Origin of the sequence: Lentzea jiangxiensis (assembly GCF_900104175.1) — a bacterium.
In the GTDB taxonomy this organism is placed as follows: Bacteria; Actinomycetota; Actinomycetes; order Mycobacteriales; family Pseudonocardiaceae; genus Lentzea; species Lentzea jiangxiensis.
Map to the genome: position 1 here is coordinate 141,217 of NZ_FNIX01000008.1, position 18,453 is coordinate 159,669.

Annotated in this window: 10 protein-coding genes; all 10 read right to left on the reverse strand. The window is 70.0% G+C overall.

Annotated features, from left to right (window positions below):
• Positions 1 to 112: 112 nt before the first annotated feature.
• The 10 genes from BLQ91_RS22300 to BLQ91_RS22345 all read right to left on the reverse strand — a co-directional run bounded on the left by BLQ91_RS22300 (position 113) and on the right by BLQ91_RS22345 (position 18,432).
• Positions 113 to 517, reverse strand: a complete 405-nt coding sequence (locus BLQ91_RS22300) for a YbaB/EbfC family nucleoid-associated protein (protein ID WP_090099400.1) — start codon at positions 515 to 517, stop codon at positions 113 to 115.
• 127 nt (positions 518 to 644) lie between these two features.
• Positions 645 to 3,959 (reverse strand): right-handed parallel beta-helix repeat-containing protein, encoded by a 3,315-nt coding sequence (locus BLQ91_RS22305; protein ID WP_090099403.1) that lies wholly within the window; start codon positions 3,957 to 3,959, stop codon positions 645 to 647.
• Positions 3,960 to 3,973: 14 nt separating this feature from the next.
• Positions 3,974 to 6,724, reverse strand: coding sequence for a hypothetical protein (locus BLQ91_RS22310; protein WP_090099594.1), 2,751 nt, complete (start codon positions 6,722 to 6,724; stop codon positions 3,974 to 3,976).
• A 5-nt stretch (positions 6,725 to 6,729) separates the two neighbouring features.
• On the reverse strand, positions 6,730 to 8,070 hold the full coding sequence (eccB, locus tag BLQ91_RS22315) for a type VII secretion protein EccB (protein WP_090099405.1): 1,341 nt from the start codon (positions 8,068 to 8,070) through the stop codon (positions 6,730 to 6,732).
• Positions 8,071 to 8,074: 4 nt separating this feature from the next.
• Positions 8,075 to 9,490, reverse strand: a complete 1,416-nt coding sequence (eccD, locus tag BLQ91_RS22320) for a type VII secretion integral membrane protein EccD (protein WP_090099407.1) — start codon at positions 9,488 to 9,490, stop codon at positions 8,075 to 8,077.
• Positions 9,491 to 9,533: 43 nt separating this feature from the next.
• The gene (gene eccCa / locus BLQ91_RS22325) at positions 9,534 to 13,517 is read right to left on the reverse strand and encodes a type VII secretion protein EccCa (protein ID WP_090099409.1); all 3,984 of its coding nucleotides are present in this window, start codon (positions 13,515 to 13,517) and stop codon (positions 9,534 to 9,536) included.
• A gap of 37 nt (positions 13,518 to 13,554) precedes the next feature.
• Positions 13,555 to 16,812 carry a hypothetical protein gene (locus tag BLQ91_RS22330; protein WP_143022761.1) on the reverse strand — a complete coding sequence of 1,086 codons (3,258 nt, stop codon included), beginning with the start codon at positions 16,810 to 16,812 and terminating at the stop codon, positions 13,555 to 13,557.
• A gap of 154 nt (positions 16,813 to 16,966) precedes the next feature.
• Positions 16,967 to 17,602 (reverse strand): hypothetical protein, encoded by a 636-nt coding sequence (locus BLQ91_RS22335; RefSeq protein ID WP_090099413.1) that lies wholly within the window; start codon positions 17,600 to 17,602, stop codon positions 16,967 to 16,969.
• A gap of 145 nt (positions 17,603 to 17,747) precedes the next feature.
• Positions 17,748 to 18,044: a WXG100 family type VII secretion target gene (locus BLQ91_RS22340; protein WP_090099415.1), complete on the reverse strand. Its 297-nt coding sequence runs from the start codon at positions 18,042 to 18,044 to the stop codon at positions 17,748 to 17,750.
• A 46-nt stretch (positions 18,045 to 18,090) separates the two neighbouring features.
• Positions 18,091 to 18,432, reverse strand: a complete 342-nt coding sequence (locus tag BLQ91_RS22345; RefSeq protein WP_090099418.1) for a WXG100 family type VII secretion target — start codon at positions 18,430 to 18,432, stop codon at positions 18,091 to 18,093.
• Between the last annotated feature and the right edge of the window lie 21 nt (positions 18,433 to 18,453).

Genomic DNA, 18,453 nt, shown 5'->3' on the forward strand with positions numbered 1-18,453 from the left:
GGGAGGCGAGCTGCCGAAACCTCCTCCCCACCGCGTGGATCCTGTCTGAAGCTCTCCGAAGCCCTTCGCCGTCCAGGTAGTTCACATCACCGGATGCCATGACTTCCCCCCATCACTGGTTGAGGCCGCTGAAGAGGAGACCTTCCTCGGGGTCTTCCGGGAACAAACGATCGATGTCGATCTTTCCCGGTTCCCTCCCCTTCATCGACATGCCTGCCGGCATCATCGGCTCCATCATCTCGGCCAACTGTTCACGCGCCATCGTCTGCGCCTTGCGAACTGTGTCGCAGACGATGTTCGCGAGTTCCGTCGGCGTCATGTTCTTGTACGCGCTGGACGGAAACGAGACACCGGTGATCTGCCCGTGCGTGTCCACGGTCGCGGTCACGACGTTGCGCGGCGCGGTCGCGGTCGACGACATCTCAGCCATTCGCGCCCGCAGATCCTTCAGGCCGGCGCGCTTCTGCCGGTAATCAGCGAGAGTCTTCTCGAACTGATCTTCCAGAGACGACGACACGAGACTCCTCACCGAGCAGATTGGGGATGACACCAATAGAAAAGTCGAACCAGCGGCAATGCAAGCCGATGCGGTCGCAGGTGTACCGCTCGGCACCAGCTCGGACACTTTGGGGCACAGATTCCGGTCACCCGACGGAAGCGAGTCCCTGTTCCGCCGGCGCGGTGCTCACCGGGGGAGGCGGCAGGTCCGCCACCGCGAGCGTGCGGGACGCGGCCGTGCGGGCGAGCCTGCGGGCCAGCCGGTGCGCCGGGTGGACGGTCTCCCGGTCGGCGACGCCGGCCAGTCTTTCCGCGACGGCGTCACGCACCTCGTCCGGCACCTCGTGCCCCCGCCGGACCAGCTCGCGCACCGCGAGCTCGGCCAGCTCGTCGACGGAGTACGGGGCCAGGTCCCACCCCGCCAGGAAGCAGTCGGCGAGCGTCGGCACCTGCTGGAACAGCGGGACCAGCCGGGTGTGTTCGCCGAGCACCACGACGACCGGGTCAGCGGCCCCGCGCAACATCAGCGCCGCCATCGTCTCGACCACCTCGAGACCGTGATCGGGATCGACGTCACCATCGAGGTCCACCACGAGCACACCGCCGATGGCGTCCTCGAAAGCCGTTCGCACCAGGCTTTCCGCTTGCCCCGGCCACTGGGAGGTCAGGTCCGTCGCGACGGATCTGCGGACCACGTGCCCCACCCGCACCAGCCGGAGCTCCGACAGCGCCTGGGCGTACAACCGGGCGATCTCACTGCGTCCGCTGCCGCGCTTGCCGCCGATGACCACGTTCGCGCCGTTGCCGAGCGGCTGGTTGTTCCGCTTGGCGGTGGTCAGGCGGACGAGCGCCGCGCCGGCGGCGTCGCGGAGCGCGGCCTGCCCGACCATCGCGTGGAAGCGCTTCCAGCTGGTGCTGGCCAGAACGGCGGCGGCGGGGTCGAGCTCGTCCCCGCGGTGCGCGGGCTCGCTTCCCACGGCCGCCTGCAGCACCTCGATCTCGGACTGCAGGTCGGCCGCCGTGAGGCGGTTCATCTCCACGTCCCTGGTCGGCGGCGCCACCGCCAGGCGGGACGCCTGGTTGTTGACCATGGCCTCGAACAGCTTGCGCGCCACACGGCCGTTGCCGAAGGTCGCGTTCTTCGGCACGCGTTCGAAGTACTCGGTGAGCGCCTGCAAACCGTCCTCGGTCAGCTCGTAGTAGTGCTTGCGGCAGAGGTTGGTCGTGATCGTGACGAGCTCGTCGACGCTGTAGTTCGGGAACTCGATCGTGCGGGTGAACCTGGAGGCGAGACCGGGGTTGGACTCCAGGAACTGCTCCATCAGCTCGGAGTAGCCGGCGACGATCACGACGATGGACTCGCGCTGGTCCTCCATGATCTTCATGAGCGCGTCGATGGCCTCCTGACCGAAGTCCGGCCCGGAACCGCCCGTCTGCGCCGACAGGGTGTAGGCCTCGTCGATGAAGAGCACGCCGCCGATCGCCTTCGTGACCACCTCTGTCGTCTTGATGGCGGTGGAGCCGATGTACTGGCCGACCAGGTCCGCACGCGCGACCTCGACCATGTGGCCCTTCTCCAGCACCCCCAGTTCCGCGAGAACCGTGCCGTAGAGCCTGGCGACCGTCGTCTTACCGGTACCGGGTGGCCCCGCGAACACGAGGTGCCTCGACATCGGAGGCATCGGCAAGCCCATCTGCTTGCGCGCCTGCGACATCTTGATGAGGTTGATCAGCGCGGTGACCTCGTGCTTCACCCCGTTCAGGCCGACGAGGGTCTCCAGCTCCGCCAACGGCCCCGACAGCGGGGTGTCCGGATCGGTCGCCTGCAGGGACGCGGGAGCGGCAGCCTCCCGGTCCGCTCGCGCGCCCACGGCGGACGCGACCGACACCGGCCGTTGCTGCCCTGCCCTCGCGGTCGCGGCCTCTTCGATCGTCACGCGGTCCTCACCGAAGCGGCGCACGTCCACACCACGGCTTTCCCGCACCACGCACCGGCTGAGCAGCACCGGCTCAGCCGTGTCCAGGCTGATGCCGTCCTCCTCGCTGCCGACCACTTCACATTCGGTCAGGGTGCCGCCGGCGCCGGACGAGAAGTTGACGCCCGTGCCCTTCGACGACAGCACGCGGCACCGCGTCAGCTTCGACACCGCGCCGGACCGCAGGTCGATCCCGTGGCCACGAGCACCCACGAACTCGCTGTCCTGCACGGAGAGCTGGGTGTCCGAGGCGCGCAACCCGCTGCCGCGCACCAGGAACGACGTCAGCGAGGCACGAACGCCTTCGCCGAACACGATCGCCGCCTCCGCGGTCGACTCGACCCGCACGTCCGAGGCGTCCACAGCGGATCCGCCGGAGACGTCCAGCGCGGTCCCGCCCGCCACGTCCAGTTCGACGTCGGACAGCCTGATCACGCTCTTGCCCACGACCACCAGACCGCGCTGCGGACCCGCTCCCAAGCGCAGACCGGAGAAAGCCGGTTGGGACTCGGTGCCCACGTGCACCGCGATCTGGGCGATGCCGTCGAGCTGGACGCCGTCGAACCGGGGAGAGCTGCCCTCGCCCACCGCGATGCCGACCGGCGACTCGCCGATCCGGCAGTCGGCGAACCTCGGTGAGGAGCCGCCGTTGACCTGGACCGCGGTGCGACCGACACCGGTGAACGAACAACCGGTGAACACCGGCGCCGCCGCACCCGCGATGTGCGCCGACTGCACGGCCGCGCCGTCGAACGACGAGTCCACGATGGACATCGCGCCCTTGCTCATCAGGTACAGGTCGACGTTCTGACTCCCGGTCACGGTGAGCTGGACGACCTTCAGGCTTCCCCGTTGCTCTGCCACCACCGCGGGTTTGGCCGCACCGGTGACCTCGCACTGCTCGGCCTGGATGGCGCCATCGCCGTTGACGCACAGCCCGTTGCCCTGCGGGCGGGTGATCACGCATCGGCGCAGCGACAGCAACCCGCGTTCCGTCGCCACCACCGCGGACGAACCGGTGTCGACGATCTGGGTGTCCTCGACGGTGCTGAGGGAGGGAGACGTCGTGACGATGGCCGCTCCCGCCGGGTTCGTCACCTTGCAACCGCGCAACGCGACCGCGCCGGTGCCACGCGCGTAGATCGCCGCCCACGACGCGGCGGAGAGGTCGCAGCTGTCGAAGGCGACCTCTCCGCGGACCACGTCGATCCCGGCGAGCTGCGGGTCCTCGCAGCGCAGCACGAGGCCGTTGAGCCGGACGGCTTCCGCGTTCGCGACGAGAACGCTCCCCTGCTTCGCGACGACCTCGACGGTGCCGCCGTTCTCGGCGCTGAGCGTCACGAGCTTGCTGACGACCAGGTTCTCCTCGTACCGGCCGGGCGCGATGGAGATCATGGCGCCGGGCTGGGCATTGCCGAGCGCGGCGGTGATGGACGGGAACGCGCCCGGCCGGTCGCCCGCTACCACGAGCATCTGTCGGTTCATCGGTCCACCAATCCTCAAGCCAAGCCTGGCAATGCGCCGAAACGGTCCGCGAAGGCGCGGTTCAGCTGAACGGACGGGCTACTGCTGCGCCACCGCTCCACCTGCCTGTGCAACGAGTTCAGCGCGAGTTCGTCGAGTGAGATCCGGTTCGGGTCGACGCGTCCCTCCGCGTCGATCTCGACAGCCGTCAGCTCGCGCAGGAGGATGTGGCCGCGGCCGCCGTCGGCCTGCGGTCCGGTCATCTCCAGCACCTTGAAGTTGGTACCCGGCACGAACAACACGCGCTCCGGCGCACCGTTGTCGGGTTCGAGGAGCTTGGTGCGGCGTGCTGTCATCGACCACACGAGCACGTCGACCTCACCGTCACCGTCCGCGGGCGGTCCGGTGAGCGCGTGCAGGAATCCCCACTCGGTGAACAGCTTGTGATCGCGGTAGAGGTCCCACTGGCCGGGCGTGGGCGACGCGGTGAACACGACGGGACCGCGGTGGGACGGCAACCTGCTCAGGCCGGCCACGACACAGCGCGCGAACGGGACGTGCGGGCCGACCGCCGCGGTGCGCAGCGCGCTGTCCACCGCCTTGCCGCGGTCGGTCAGGAAGAGCTGCACGGCGACCGCGTCGGTGAGGACCTCGGCGGACGAGCTCGAGAGCGCTCCCTGGAAGCCGGGGTGCTGGGAGAGGATCCGGGCGACCGAGTTCGACAGCACGCCGTACTCGGCACCCAGCGTGCGCCGCAACCAGGCGCGCTCGTCGTCGATACCCGACCCCGGCAGCAGACCCGCCGCTTCCGGTGAGGGGACGGGCTGCCGCCGGGCGATCGCGGGCGCGGCCGCCTCGACGGGGCGGGGACCTCCGGGGTCGGCACCGTGCCCGTTGGCGTCGCCGACGTCTGCGTCGCCGGTCGAGGCCGTGTTTCCCGTCCCCGCGGCACCTTCACGTGTCGGCTCCTCGGCCGGGCCGGCGGCCCCGGGCACGATCGACCGTGCTTGAAGGGAAGGCGGAGCCACCGCGGGCCGCGGTGCCTGCGGCACTGCGGGGCCGGTGACCTCGGGCACGATCAGCCCCGGCTGAACAGGAGGCGGAGCCACCGCGGGCCGCGGTGCGCGCGGTGCGGCCGGACCGGCTCCACCTGGTCCGGGCAGTGGCACGGGGTCGCCGAACGCGTCCGCGTCGGACGCGATCACCGGTGGAACCACGTGGGGAGATCGCGCATCCGGTGCCGGGGCGACGGGCGGAGGACCGGTGGGGACGACCCCCGGCGCCCCGTTCGGGGCTGCCGGTCGCCCGGCGTCCCCGTGACCTTCCGAACCGCCGGGGCGACTCCACCGCGGAACGGCGTACTCGTCGGTGAGCTGGGCGGTGGGCGCGGCCACGGCGCTGATCGCCGCGGGCATTCCGCCGGGTGCCGGCGGCACGGCGTCCGGCGTCGACGTGCCGGGGGTGAAGACCTCGGCCGAGCTCTCCGCGTCCGCCACGCCTCGCGCGGCTTGGGAGGTGGTGGGCCGGGCCTGCGCGTCCAGCAGTGATCGGGCGTGGAGAACGCGGCTCATCGGACGCACCGAGTTGCCCAGCCTCTGGGAGAGATCGGCCGCGAGGTACTCCATGCGGGCGAGGTCGGCGTCGTTCTCCGCCTCGTACATCAGGTTGTGGGTCACCGGGTCGGCCGGGATCAGCCTGATGGCGTCGACGTTCGCCGTCGCGGCCGGGGGACGCACGAGAAGCCCGGACTGGACGACCTCCACGACGGCGTCGACCGAGTAGTGGTAGACGCCGGGCGCGAGCTGCACACCTCCGGGGACAGGCGCGCGATGCGTCACCACGGTGGGCACCCTGGGCGGCTCGACGTTCGAGATCCGCGGCTGGTACTTGATCTCCCTGGCGTAGGCGTGCCACCCGAGAGTGCCGTCCGGGCGCACGGTGAAGATCTCCGGTGCGACCGCGGGACCGATCGGCATCCCCGTGTAGAACACGACCTCGTGACCGAGAGCGTCGGCGATCGTCTGCCCGAGCTGGCTCCTGGGCACGGACATCGGCCCGTACTGGATGAATCGTGCGCGCTCGCGCAGGTTCTCGGGCAGTTGACGCCACAGCAGAGCGACGTCGTCCTGGCCGAGCGGTACCCCGCCCGGGCTGCCGAGCACCACGCTGAGGTGCTCCGGCTGGCACGGCATGACCTCGATCAGGCGCTGGCGGTTGGCCCGCAGCTGCGGGTCGTCGCCCATGGGCCGGATCCAGACACCGCTGGGCATCGGCTCGGCGATCCCGCGGGCGCTGGTCGGGAAGTTCTCCGCCACCAGGTCCGCGTCCCAGACCGGCCGCGGGAACCTCTTCGCCTCGAACTTCGGCGGCTTTCCCGGGGTGCAGCGCACCCAGCCGCTGTTCGGTCCGGAGTGGACGAACAGCGATCCTCCCGCGCCGCACAGCACCGGACCGTCCGGGACGAGCACGGTGCGCTTGAGGCGTTCCGCCATCCAGTGGCCGGCGAGAGCCGTGGTCTCCCGCGAACGCCCGCCGATCACCAGGCGCACACCGCGCCTGCGTTTCGGCAGCACCTGTGCGACGGACTCCCACCACGAGAGCGGCGAACTCGCCGGCAGGTCGACCACGACGAGGTCGTTCTCGGTGTCCTGCGCGACGGTGAGCGCCAGGTCCTGCGCCGCTTTCGTCATGTTGCCCGTCGGGTACACCACGAGGGCGTTGCCGACGGTGTGCTTGGTCAGACCGAATCCACCGCCGGACTCCCGGTCGCGGGTCATGATCGCCATCGTCGTCATCCTCCTTGCTCGACGACCACAGCGCTGCGGGTGAGAACAGGGCCCGCCGGGATCGTGGAAAGCACTTCGGTGGGCATCGGAACAGGCTGCACACCGCCCAGGCCGAGTGCCTGGATCGAGTCGTCGTCGGGGACCAGGTAGCGCTTCCCGCGATCAGTGATCAGGTGGCGCTCCGGGGTCTTCCGGCCTTCGGGGATCGGCATCTTCGCCACGAGGAGCCCGCGGCTGGGCGGAATCCGCACACCGGCGGACCACCTGTCGGCACCGGGCACGGTCACCACCCGGCTGACGACCTCGTTGCCCCTGCCTTCCTGGCGCAGGCACGGGTGGCCCGTCGTGCCGTCCAGCGGCTTCTTGCCCGCGACGTCGGGCAACCGGGTGAGCATCGACTGGTCGGGGGAGAACGGCGCGGTGAGGACCGACTGCGCGTCGATCTTCACCGGCGTCCTGCCGGGCTGGGCCTTCATCAGCTCGAACTCGGTCGCGGAGAGCGGCGCGAGCCCCCTGTCCAGCAGGACGTAGCGCTGCTCGGTGCCGTTGCCGGGATCGTGGGTGAACAGGTCTCCGATCCTGCGCTTCTCACCCGCGACGGTCAGACCGGGGCCACCCGCTTTCGGAACGGGAGCCGGTGTGAGCGCCGGGCCGTCCGGCACGAGGTCGAGCCACGCGGCAGGCACACGTGGTGCCCTCGTCGCCGTCAACCCGAAGACCACGAGCGCCTTGTCGTCCGGAACCTGGTACTTGATGCCCCTCCAGATCAGGAAGAGCTTGCCGTCAGCCGACTGGACCGGCGCGTACCGGTCGTCCGGAAGCGGCTCGTTCCTCTCGTCCGGCACGAAGTTCACGACGAGGCCCGGCCTGCCGCCCTCGGCGGGGGTCGTCGGGCACAGCAACCACGACGGCGGCAGGATCTCCTTGGCGGCCGGCACGGTGTCCGGTGCGCCCTGGATGCCCATCCGCGGGCCACGCGCCAGGCCTTCCAGCGACTTCCGCGAGATGACCTCGACGCGGTTGCCGTTGCCCTGGATCAACATGGCGGACGCGAGGTTCGGCGTCGACACGAGCATGTTGTCCAGGAACACGTACCGCGTGCCGGACTCCTTCTCGACGAGGATGGCGCCCTTCTTCTTCCACGCGGTGCTACCGCCGGGCACGATCAGGCCGTAGACGCCGAACCCGATCACGATGAGGACGGCCACGAAGGCACCGGTGATCAGTCCCGCCCGGCCACGCCGGGTCGGCGGCTCCATGTTGGACGGATCGCCGACCGTCAGCGCGGTCGTCATCCGCTGCATCAGGAACTGGTAGGCGTGCACGTGGTCTTTCTGCGTCTGCACCTGCTCACCCGGCCAATCCGCGTGCCCACGCGTACACACCCAGGACCTGGAGCAGCACCGGAACCGTGGCGGCCGCCACGAGCGACTCGAGCCACTGCGCCCGCTGCACCCAGATCGGCACCAGGCGCCGGGTCGGCGGGCGCAGCACGGCGAGCACGAACGCGATCAGCGCGGCCGCCGCGACCCCGAGCACGACCAGGAGCCAGCCGAGCGTCAGCGACTCGCCGAAGGCGGACAGCAGCTCGACGCAGCCCGCGACGCCGGCGGCGACGAGAGCGATCCGCTGCCAGACGTTGAGGAAGCCGCCCGAGCGGACGAGGGCGGAGAGGGTGATCAGCACCGCGAGCGTCGTCGGCGCCCACCCCGGTGCGTCGTAGAGCACCGGGTAGCTGAACGTGAAGACGAGAGCCGCCGTGACCATGAACGTGGTCAGGTACCGGTCGGCGTTCTTGGTGCGTTCGATGATCTGCTCCGCCTCGAGCGGGTCGATGTCGGTCTGCAGCTCCTCCGCCGTGCGGGGCAGCTGAGGTCCGCGCAGCTTCGCCATCCGGATCACCAGCGTCGGCACGCCCACCAGCACGGCCAGCGCGGTCACGGAGTAGATCCCGGCAGCGCTCGCGGGCTCGAGCCCCATGCCGAGGTGGGTCCGCATTCCGGCGAACGCCACCAGCCCCGCGCCCATGAGCACCGCCAGAGGCGTCACCGGCAGCTCTGGCGCCCACAGCACCGCCGCGCCCAGCAACGTCGCCGCCGCGACCAGCAGGGTGAGCCCGCCCAGCGCGACCGAGCTCGGGTCGAGGTCCAGCGCGGCCTCGGCTCCGTTCGCCGCGACAGCGCCCGTGAGTGCCAGGTGCGCCAGACCGGGCACGGCGAGCACGAGTGCCAGGGGCTGGTCCCCCAGCTTGCGGGACAACGGCATCGACGCACCGGCCAGCAGCAGGCCGATGACGGCGGTCGTGAGCGCCGCGGTCAGCGTCGAGCCCGCCCGCATCGCGAGCGAGGCCATCACAGCCGTCGCCACCACGATCAGGGTCAGGAACAGCCACCGGCTGAACTCCGGCTTCCAGCGGTCCTTCTGCCTGCTCAGCGCGGTCGCCATGCCGTCGGAGATGTCGTCGAACGCCAGCTCCGGCAACGGGTTCGCCGCCGGGCGGAGGTAGAACGTCTCCCCCTCCACCCACTCCAGGTTCTCCGGAGTCCCTTCCGGGTCGAGAGGGGGCTCTCCCAGCCTCTGGATCACCCAGGACCGCTCGCCGGTGCTCTCGACGCCCCCGACGACGTGGTCGTTCGGATCTGTCGTGTGCTTGAGCAACACCGGCAGAAGACTCGCCACGGGAATCGAGACGGGCACGGCGAGATCCGCGCGCCCGGCCGGGCCGAACACGGTGATGCGGCAGAGTTCCGCCTGCGCACTCGTCATGACAACTTCCTCTTGATCCTGCTCTTGTTCGTCTCGACCACGATCACGACCGCCATTCCCCACCACCGGCGGAGGACGTGACGGGGGCGGACGCGAATCCCGTCTGGACGAGCCTGACGCCCTTGCGGTTCACGAGCTGTGCCCTGCCCGGCACCAGCTTGCGGGGCATGGCCTCGCCGAGGAACTTGCCTTCCTCCTTGGGGTAGGAGAAGACGATTCCCGGCGTGCCCAGCTCCCACATCCGGCGGATCACCGGATCGCTGAGCGCTCGCATGGCACCCGAGGTGCTCCGCGCGATGATCACGTGCATTCCGATGTAGACGCCCTGGGCGAGCGTGGGCAGCAGCGCCTCGAGCGGGGAACCCAAGCCCATGCCGAACAGCTCGTAGTCGTCGACGACGAGGAAGAACTGCGGCCCTTCCCACCAGTCGCGCCGCCGGAGGCGGTCGGAGCTGACGTCCTCACCGGGAACGCGCCGCGACATCGAGACGGCGGCCTTGCCGACCAGGTCCTTCAGCGTGTCGCCGGTGATGGCGTAACCCACCCGGTAGGCCTCGGGAACGTCGACGTCGAGCTGCCGGTTCGGGTCGCCGAGGAGGATCTTCGCCTGGTCCGGCCGGTAGTGCGACATGATCGACCGCAGCACGGTCCGCACCATGTTGGTCTTGCCCGTCTCGCTGTCGCCGAACACCAGCATGTGCGCGTTCTGCTCGAAGTCGTGCCAGACCGGTTCGAGCCTCTGCTCGTCCAGGCCGATGGCGATCCGCAGGTCCCCCACGGGCTTCGGCAGTTCGGCGGAGGGCAGCACCGCCGGGAGCATCCGCACGGGCGGGGCCGGCTGCCCCGGCCAGAACGTCGCGACCTCCTCGGCCAGTTCCTTGGTCGCCGAGGCAAGGGTCTCCGTGTCCGAGCTGCCGTCCATCCTGGGCAACGCGGACAGGAAGTGCAGCCCGTCCGGCGTGATGCCGCGGCCCGGTTGGGACGGCACCGTCTGCGCCTTGCGGGAACCGACCTCGGACTCCATCGGGTCACCGAGGCGCAGCTCGAACTTGCTGCCGATCACGTCGCGCAGTGCCGGCCGGATCTCCGACCAGCGGGTGGCGCCGATGATCACGTGGATGCCGAACGAGAGGCCGCGCACCGCCAGCTCGTTGATGCGGGGCTCGAGGTCGGCGTAGTCCTGCTTGATCGTGTACCAGCCGTCGACGATCAGGAAGACGTCGCCGTACGGGTCGTCGATCTCCCCCTTGCGCCGCAGTTCGCGGTACGCCGCCACGGATTCCAGGCCGCGGTGCGTGAACTCGGTCTCGCGGGCCTCGATCAGCAGCAGCAGCTGCGCGATGGTGCGGACGACCCGGTCGTGTTCCAGGCGGGTCGCGACGGAGCCGACGTGCGGCAGCCCGGCGATCGACATGATGCCGCCGCCCGCGAAGTCGAGGCCGTAGAACTGGATCTCCGACGGCGTGTGGGTCATCGCCAGGGAGAGCACCAGCGTGCGCAACAGGGTCGACTTGCCCGTCTGCGGGGCGCCGACCACGGCGACGTGGCCGTCGGCACCGGACAGGTCGGCGACCATCAGCTCCCGCACCTGCTCGTACGGGCGGTCGATCATGCCGAGCGGAGCGCGCAGCCTGCCCTGCATCGACCGGTCCTCGACGTTCATGCCGCGGAACGGGTCGGGCAGCACGCTGGGCAGGAGCGAGTCGAGGCTCGGCGACTCGGCGAGTGGAGGCAGCCACACCTGGCGGGCGGCGGGACCGGCACCCTGCAACCGGCCGATGAACGCCTCGGCGAGGCTGACCGCGCCGGCCTGGGCGTTGTCGGCCTCGCCGGTCTTCTCCTCCTCGGCCGCCTCCTCGACGACGAGCTGGCGCAGTGGCCTGGCGTGCGTGCTGAAGGGGACGATCTCCTGGGCGGCCTTCTCCTCGACAGCGGTCTCCGTCTTCGGCACCGGCGCCGAGCCGGAGACGTAGGCGCCCTTGAACCGGACGAGGTTCGTCTGGTCGATCTTGAGGTAACCGTTGCCCGGCTCGGAAGGCAGCTCGTAGGCGCTCGCGACGCCGATGACGCTGCGCGACTCCATCGACGAGAAGGTGCGCAGCGCGATCCGGTACGAGAGGTGGCCTTCGACGCGGTGGATCTTGCCCTCGTCGAGGCGCTGGGACGCGAGGAGGAGGTGCACACCGAGGCTTCGGCCCAGCCGCCCGACCGAGACGAACAGGTCCATGAACTCCGGTTTGCTCGCCAGCAGCTCGGAGAACTCGTCCACGACGAGCAGCAGGGTGGGGAACGGTGCGAGCGGCTCTCCCGCGGCCCTCGCCTTCTCGTACTCGAACAGCGACGGGTAGCCGCTGACCCGCAGCAGCTCCTGGCGGCGGATCATCTCGCCGTTCAGCGAGTCCTGCATGCGGTCGACCAGGGGCAGCTCGTCCGCCAGGTTGGTGATCACCGCGGAGGTGTGCGGCAGCCGGTCCATCCCCAGGAAGGTCGCACCGCCCTTGAAGTCGACCAGGACCAGGTTGAGGATCTCCGACGAGTGCGTCGCCGCGAGGCCCAGCACGAGGGTCCGCAGGAGCTCGCTCTTGCCGGAACCGGTGGCACCGATGACCAGGCCGTGCGGGCCCATGCCGCCCTGCGCCGACTCCTTGAGGTCGAGCTCGACGACCTCGCCTTCCTCCGTCACACCGATCGGCACCGCCATGCGGGCACGCTGCGGGTTGCGGCCTCGCCACTGCAGGCTCACGTCGAACGTGTTCACGTCACGGATGCCGAGCAGGGTGGTGAGCTCGAAGTCGGACTCCAGGGAGCGCTCGACCAGCTCCACGGCGCCGCTGGTGCGCTTGGGGGCGAGCGTCCTCGCGAGCACCTCGCTCTCGGCCAGGCTCAGCTCGTCGCGCGACGCCACGCCGGTGCCCTCCCCCGAGGGGAACTCGATCCGGTCCTCGACGGAGGTCAGGCGGATCACCTTCGCGCCACCGGGGAGCATGCCGGTGATGTCCAGCAGCACCACGTTGCGGAGTCCGACGTCGAACAACCGCGAGGACTCGGGGATGACCGCCAGGTGGGCGACCACCACGACGAACGGTTCGACGTTGCTCGGTGCCGCGGACTTGTCGTGCGGACTGCGGTCGGTGACGTCCTTGCCGAGGAGGTCCATCAGCTCGTCGTGGTCGCAGGCGAGCATCCGGATCGGGCCCGCGCCGTCGCGGGCCACCGGGTGCGCGTTGTGCGGCAACCACTTGACCCAGTCCCACTCGTAGCGGGTCTCTTCCGACGTGAGCACGGCGATGCGCAGCTCGTCCGGTGCGTGGAACGTGACGAGCTGGGCGATCATGGCTCGCGCCAGGCGCAGGGCCTTGTCCACGTCTCCCGCGAACTCGACGCTGGTGAAGCTGCGCAGCCCGACCGCGATCGGGATGCCGGACACGGTCCGGTAGGCCTCGCTGAACCGCCGCAGCGAGATCGCCGACAGCGGTTCGAGGTCCTCGATCGGCTTCGTGGTCGGCGGCACGAGCTCCAGCGCGGCCTGCTGGGCTCCCAGGCCGATCCGGACCCGGCCGAAGTCCTCGTGGTTCGCGCGCCTCTCCCACACCCGTGTGCCGGCGGCGATGTACCAGAGCCACCGGGGATCGGGGTTGTTCCACAGCACGGCCGCACGCTGCTCGTCGGCCGTGGCGCGGGTGCGGCCGCGCATCTGGCCGATGTAGCGCAGGTAGTCGCGCCGCTCGGCGGCCATCTTCTTCTTGCGCTCGGCCGCGGTCCGCCCCACCTGGCCGAGCCCCATGCAGATCATCGCGATGCCCATGCCACCGCCCATGACGTAGGTCATCGGCGAGCCGCCACCGGCTCCGGAGAAGGCCAGGACCATGACCATCATGCCCAGGCCCATGGGCAGGATCATCAGCAGGGACGACAGGTCGCGCTCGGCGGGCTCGGCGAGCACGGGGGGTTCCTGCAGCTCGATCTGGCCCGCCGGCATCTCGGGACCCGCGGCCCTGGGGGGACGTTTGACCGTCACGGTCGTCATCGGACGGACTCCACCCGGTGCGTCTTGGTCTTGATCGTCATTCGAGGACTCCCATCGGGCTCGCGGCCGTCGAACCACCCCAGGCCGCGCTGCTCCTGCTGAGCAGGTCCGCGGCGGAGCGCTCCTCCGGTTCCGCGTCCTCGCCGTCCTCGGGGTCCTCGACGTCCTCGCCGGCCTCTTGCCTCCGCAGCCGCTCGAGCCTTTCGACTTCACCGGCCACGAAGTCCTCGCGTTCCTCCTTTGGAACGGAGTACTCGTCGCCGCACCACACCTCGTCGTCCGAGTCGTCGACGAGCAACGGGGCCTCGCCGTACCTGCGGCGCCGATAGGTGGCGTGCGTCGTCGAAGGCTCCGGCTCCCAGGGCTCGGATGAGTCGAGCGTGATGCCGGAAGCCCGCGGCTCGGTGTCCCAGCCCGACCGGTTGGTCTTGGCTGCGACAGGAGCCGGAGGCGCACCCGACAGGAGGAAGGCCGCGTTGCCGCTGTCCCACGCGGTGACGTCCTTCACCGCGTCGTCCGGCCGGACGACCGCCACCGAGTCCACTCCCGGCAGGGCACCGGCGGCCCCTCCCCGGAGCACGAGTCCCCCACCGCCGTCCTCCTCGCGGTCGTCCTGGACGTTGCCGTCCACGTCGACGTGGGGGAACTCCGAGGGGTACGGCCGACCCGGACCGGAACCGACCGGACCGGACCCGGACGAAGGTGCGGGCGCGGCTCCCGGCGGCGTGGGACCACTCGGAGGTGTTCCCGGAACCGGCCCGGTCATCGCGCCGAACGCGGCCGCCGCTGTGACGGCACTCGCGCCCAGCACCGCGGCGGCCTGAGGCGTTTCCTGTCCTGCGGCGACCAACCCGGAACTCGCCGCCCACCCGGCCGGTGCCGCAGCGGGGGTCGGAGCGATCTTCTCAGCCTGCTCGGTGAGGACGGGTACGGCCGTTTCCCGTTCAGGCGCCGCACTTTCGACCGGAGTCCGGGCGAGCGCGACGACCGGCGTCACGGCTGGAGGCGCGGATGGCGCCACCGGTGCGGATTCCTCCACCGCCGGCGGTGGCTCCGCGGCCGGGGTGGCAGGTGTGACGACCGGCTCCGCGGTCGTGACCGCCCACTTCTCCGGTGCCGCCGATGCCGGGGTGTCGGACGCACCGCCGACCCCACGAGCCTCCTCCGCACCCGCCCACGGCTCGGTGTGCCCGCCGAGCAGGCCGGACGAGTCAGGACGGTCCCCGGCCGCACCGGGCGGCTGACCACCCGCCACGGGCGGCATCATCGGCGGCGGAACCTGCGAACCGAGGCCCGCACCGGCGCCACCGCTGGAAACCTGCTGCGCCGCCGGCTCCGAGGCCTCCGGGATCTGGTTCAGCGCAGGCGGTTCCGTCGTGGTGGGGCCACCGACCGCCGGTACCCGGATTCCGGCATCGGCGGAGCCGCCGGTCGCCGAAGCCCACTCCTCCGGCTTGATCGACGGCGGCGGCGAAGCCGCGTCGAGATCGGCAACAGGCAGCCCGGTCCCTTCCCAGGACTCCTTCTCGCCACCGAGCAACCCGGACGAGTCCGGGCGATCCCCGGTCGCGCCAGGCGGCTGACCACCCGCCACGGGCGGCATCATCGGCGGCGGAACCTGCGAACCCAGGCCACCGCCCAAGCCACCGCTCGAGCCGCTCGACGGTGAGGCAGCCCAGTCCTCCGGCTTCACCGCGGGCGGTTCGGTTCCGCTGGGATCGATGGCAGGCGGCAGCGACCCCGCCTTCCAGGGCTCCTCGAGCCCGCCCAGGAGACCGGACGAGTCCGGACGGTCCGCGTTCGCGCCTGCCGGCGCACCACCTCCTGCTCCTGCGGGAGGCATCATCGGCGCGGCCGGGGGCAGGTTCGTGCCACCGCGGTCGTCACCGGTGCCGAGACCGGGAGGTGTCTCGATGTCGAGCTGCGGCGGCAGGCCGGTGGAGTCGTTCCCCGTACCGGACCCGGCACCGGGCGGTGCCTCGATGTCGAGCTGCGGCGGACGGCCGATGGAGTCGTTCCCCGTACCGGAGCCAACGCCGGGAGGCGTGTTTAGGGACAGCGGCGGCGGCTTCGGCAAAGCCGTGCCCCCACCCGAACCACCACCACGAGTACCACCGTCCGCCGCGGGCGGCGGAGCGATGTTCATGGCGGGAGGCAGACCCAGACCACCCGTTCCCCCAGCGTTGTTGCCCCCTGTGCCGACGTCCGCACCAGGGGGCGGGCTCAGGTCCAGGCCGGGAGGCAGAGGCAGCCCGTCGCCACCACCGGTGTTGCCACCCGACAGGTCCAGCCCCGGCGGCGGCTCCACGTTCAGACTCGGCGGCGGACGGAAGTCGTTGCCACCACCGGTACCACCACCACCGTCACCACCCGACAGGTCGAGTCCCGGCGGCGGCTCCACGTTCAGGCTCGGCGGCGGACGGAAGTTGTTGCCACCACCGGTACCGCCACCGTCACCGCCCAGATCCGCACCGGGCGGCGGACCGATGTTCAAAGGGGGCGGTGGTGTGTTCCCACGGGTTCCGTCACCGCCACCGGTGTTGTCCGCTGGAGGTGGCGGATCGATGTTCAGATCGTCCGGCAGGTCGTTCCCGTCGCCGCCGGGGCCGTCACCGGTGCCGGGGCCCTTCGGCCTGAAGTCGACCGCGCTGGGCACCACGACGCTCGCGGTGTTGACGTCGTACTCGTTGGCGAGGAGCCGCACGACCTTCTTCATGTCCTCGGCCATCTGATCAACGAGCTCAGGGAACGCCGACACCTTGGTGAGCTGGTTGGTCATCCTCGCGCCGCCCTGGGACCGGACGTAGCTGGCGTAGTAGGAGTCGATCCTCTTGATCTCGTTCTGGGCCCACTCCAGGTAGTTGCCGGCACGCCAGAGCTGGGCCGGAACGCTCCTCTCACCCGTGACCTCGCCGCCGTTGATCTGGTCGGCCTTGGCCTGGAGGTTCGCGGCCAGGTGGAGGTTGATCGAGCGGAACACCTCGGCCGCGGGACTTTGCCACGCCCCGTTCTCGCCGGCGAGAGCCTCGACCTGCAGCCGGAGGTTGTCACTCACGAACTGCAATGTGTCGCGCGCACGGTTGAAGACCGTCGCGGCGTGACGGATCGAGTTGGGATCGGCGTAGGGCACGCTGGTCGGCCGGGCATCACGGGGCGTGGCGGCATAGCCGACCACGGCGGCCCTGATCTGCTTCCAGTCCCAGCTCTCGAAGTCCCTGGAGTCAGTCATCTCGACGGTGGGGTCCGCGAAGACCCCACCACCGGGGCCGATCTTGAACCCGTCTTTGTCATACACGCCGGGAGGCATCGCGCACACCCACACCTTTACTGAGAAAGCCAGCACGGCTGGCGACGACTCCTGGCAGGAAACGGAAACGATCACCGCGCGGAAGCGCGGAACGAGCTTGCCCGGGCACGAGAACCCCACCGGACGTCACCGGCCGGGCGGGTCAGCCACCCGTGCCGAGGTTCATCCCGGCAACACTTCCCTGGACCTTGCTCACCATGCCGGTGAACTCCTCCGCGTCGAGTTCGGTGAGCTGCTCCGCCGTCTTGTAGGTCTTCACGATCTCGTCACACCGCAGCACGATCGACTCGAGGATCGAGTGCGTGTCGAGGAGAACGTTCAGGGTCGAGGAACGAAGGGTGACGCCATCCTCGCTGCCTCCGAACACCTTGTCCCTGAACCGGTGCGCGGCACCGAAGTTGCCAGGACCGAAGTCCCGCAGCCCTTCCAGCTCGTCGATCGCCTTCTTCACCTCGGGGATCAGGCTTCTCACGTTGTTGGCGAAGTGCTTGACGGCCTCGACGTTGATCCTGGTGACGCCCTTGCCCGGGCTGTCCACGCCACCGGGAACCGGAGGACCCTGGCGAGCCGGATCGACTCCCAGGCTGTTGTCCCACTTGATGGGCTCCGCAGTGCTGGTGTCGGGCGTCTTGTTCGGATCTGGCGGGGCCATCTTGTTGGGGCTGTTGGAGACAGCTGTATCACCGTTGTCGTAGGTGATCAGGATGCTGCCGTCCGGTTGCTGTTCCCTGCTCTTGATGTTGTCGGTCGTCGCGATGTTCATGGCATCGTTGACCATTCGTCACACCTTCCTGAGATTCAACGAAGGGGGGTGCTGAGACGACGGCCGGATGAGGAGCAGCGCGTGGAACCCGGCCGGGAGGACTGGACTCCGGCCGCGGTTCCACGCACCGCGAGAATGCGCGACCGGCCGGCGGCGACGCCTAGGCCCAGCCGTCGGTCAGAGCCGTCTCGGTGTTGTTCATGCGAGTCGTCATGTTCTGGAGAGTGTCCGACGCGGCCTGCAGCGAAATGGGCATCGAGCTCGCGGCACTGTCCCAGCGCCTCTTCCGCGCCTCGTACTGCGACTTGGAAGTGGGCGACTGCCAGGCGCTCAAAGAGGCCTGGAGGTCAGCGTGCATCTGGTCCAACTCCGCCTTGACGCGCACGTTGGCGTCCATCATCTCCGCGGCGACGTTGTTGTTGATGGCACCGCTGTAGGTGTACGTGGGCTGGGTCATCGATCGATCCTTTCCGGATGCGCGAACCGTGCGGGGAGTTCTGCGGTCACAGGTTGGCCAGGCCGACCGGGCCGGCGGTGATCCTCGCGGCACCCTCCGCCGCATCGGCTTCGGTGTCGGCGGCGCTCTTGGCGACGGTCTGGGAGCCCTCCCGCATGATCCTGATCATGTCGGACAGGGCGTTCTCGATCTCCTGAACGTTGTTGTACCAACCGTTCATGGCCTGCCGGTACGTCGTGGCCGCGCCACCGGTGAAGCTTCCGAAGAGCGTGGTGACGCTGCGCTCGACATCGCCGCGCTCGGACTGGACGCGACGCAGGGTCGCTTCCATCCGGTCTGCCGCGCGTGCCATTCCCTCCCGGGTTACCGAGGTTTCGGCACTGGTCATCGCTACTCAACTCCCTCATGT

Excerpts from the sequence above, each read along its gene's own strand:
- BLQ91_RS22335 (WP_090099413.1), bottom strand. The coding sequence starts at position 17,602 with ATGGTCAACGATGCCATGAACATCGCGACGACCGACAACATCAAGAGC.
- eccD (WP_090099407.1), bottom strand. The coding sequence starts at position 9,490 with ATGACGAGTGCGCAGGCGGAACTCTGCCGCATCACCGTGTTCGGCCCG.
- BLQ91_RS22345 (WP_090099418.1), bottom strand. The coding sequence starts at position 18,432 with ATGACCAGTGCCGAAACCTCGGTAACCCGGGAGGGAATGGCACGCGCG.
- BLQ91_RS22310 (WP_090099594.1), bottom strand. The coding sequence starts at position 6,724 with ATGGCGATCATGACCCGCGACCGGGAGTCCGGCGGTGGATTCGGTCTG.
- BLQ91_RS22340 (WP_090099415.1), bottom strand. The coding sequence starts at position 18,044 with ATGACCCAGCCCACGTACACCTACAGCGGTGCCATCAACAACAACGTC.
- eccCa (WP_090099409.1), bottom strand. The coding sequence starts at position 13,517 with ATGACGACCGTGACGGTCAAACGTCCCCCCAGGGCCGCGGGTCCCGAG.
- BLQ91_RS22305 (WP_090099403.1), bottom strand. The coding sequence starts at position 3,959 with ATGAACCGACAGATGCTCGTGGTAGCGGGCGACCGGCCGGGCGCGTTC.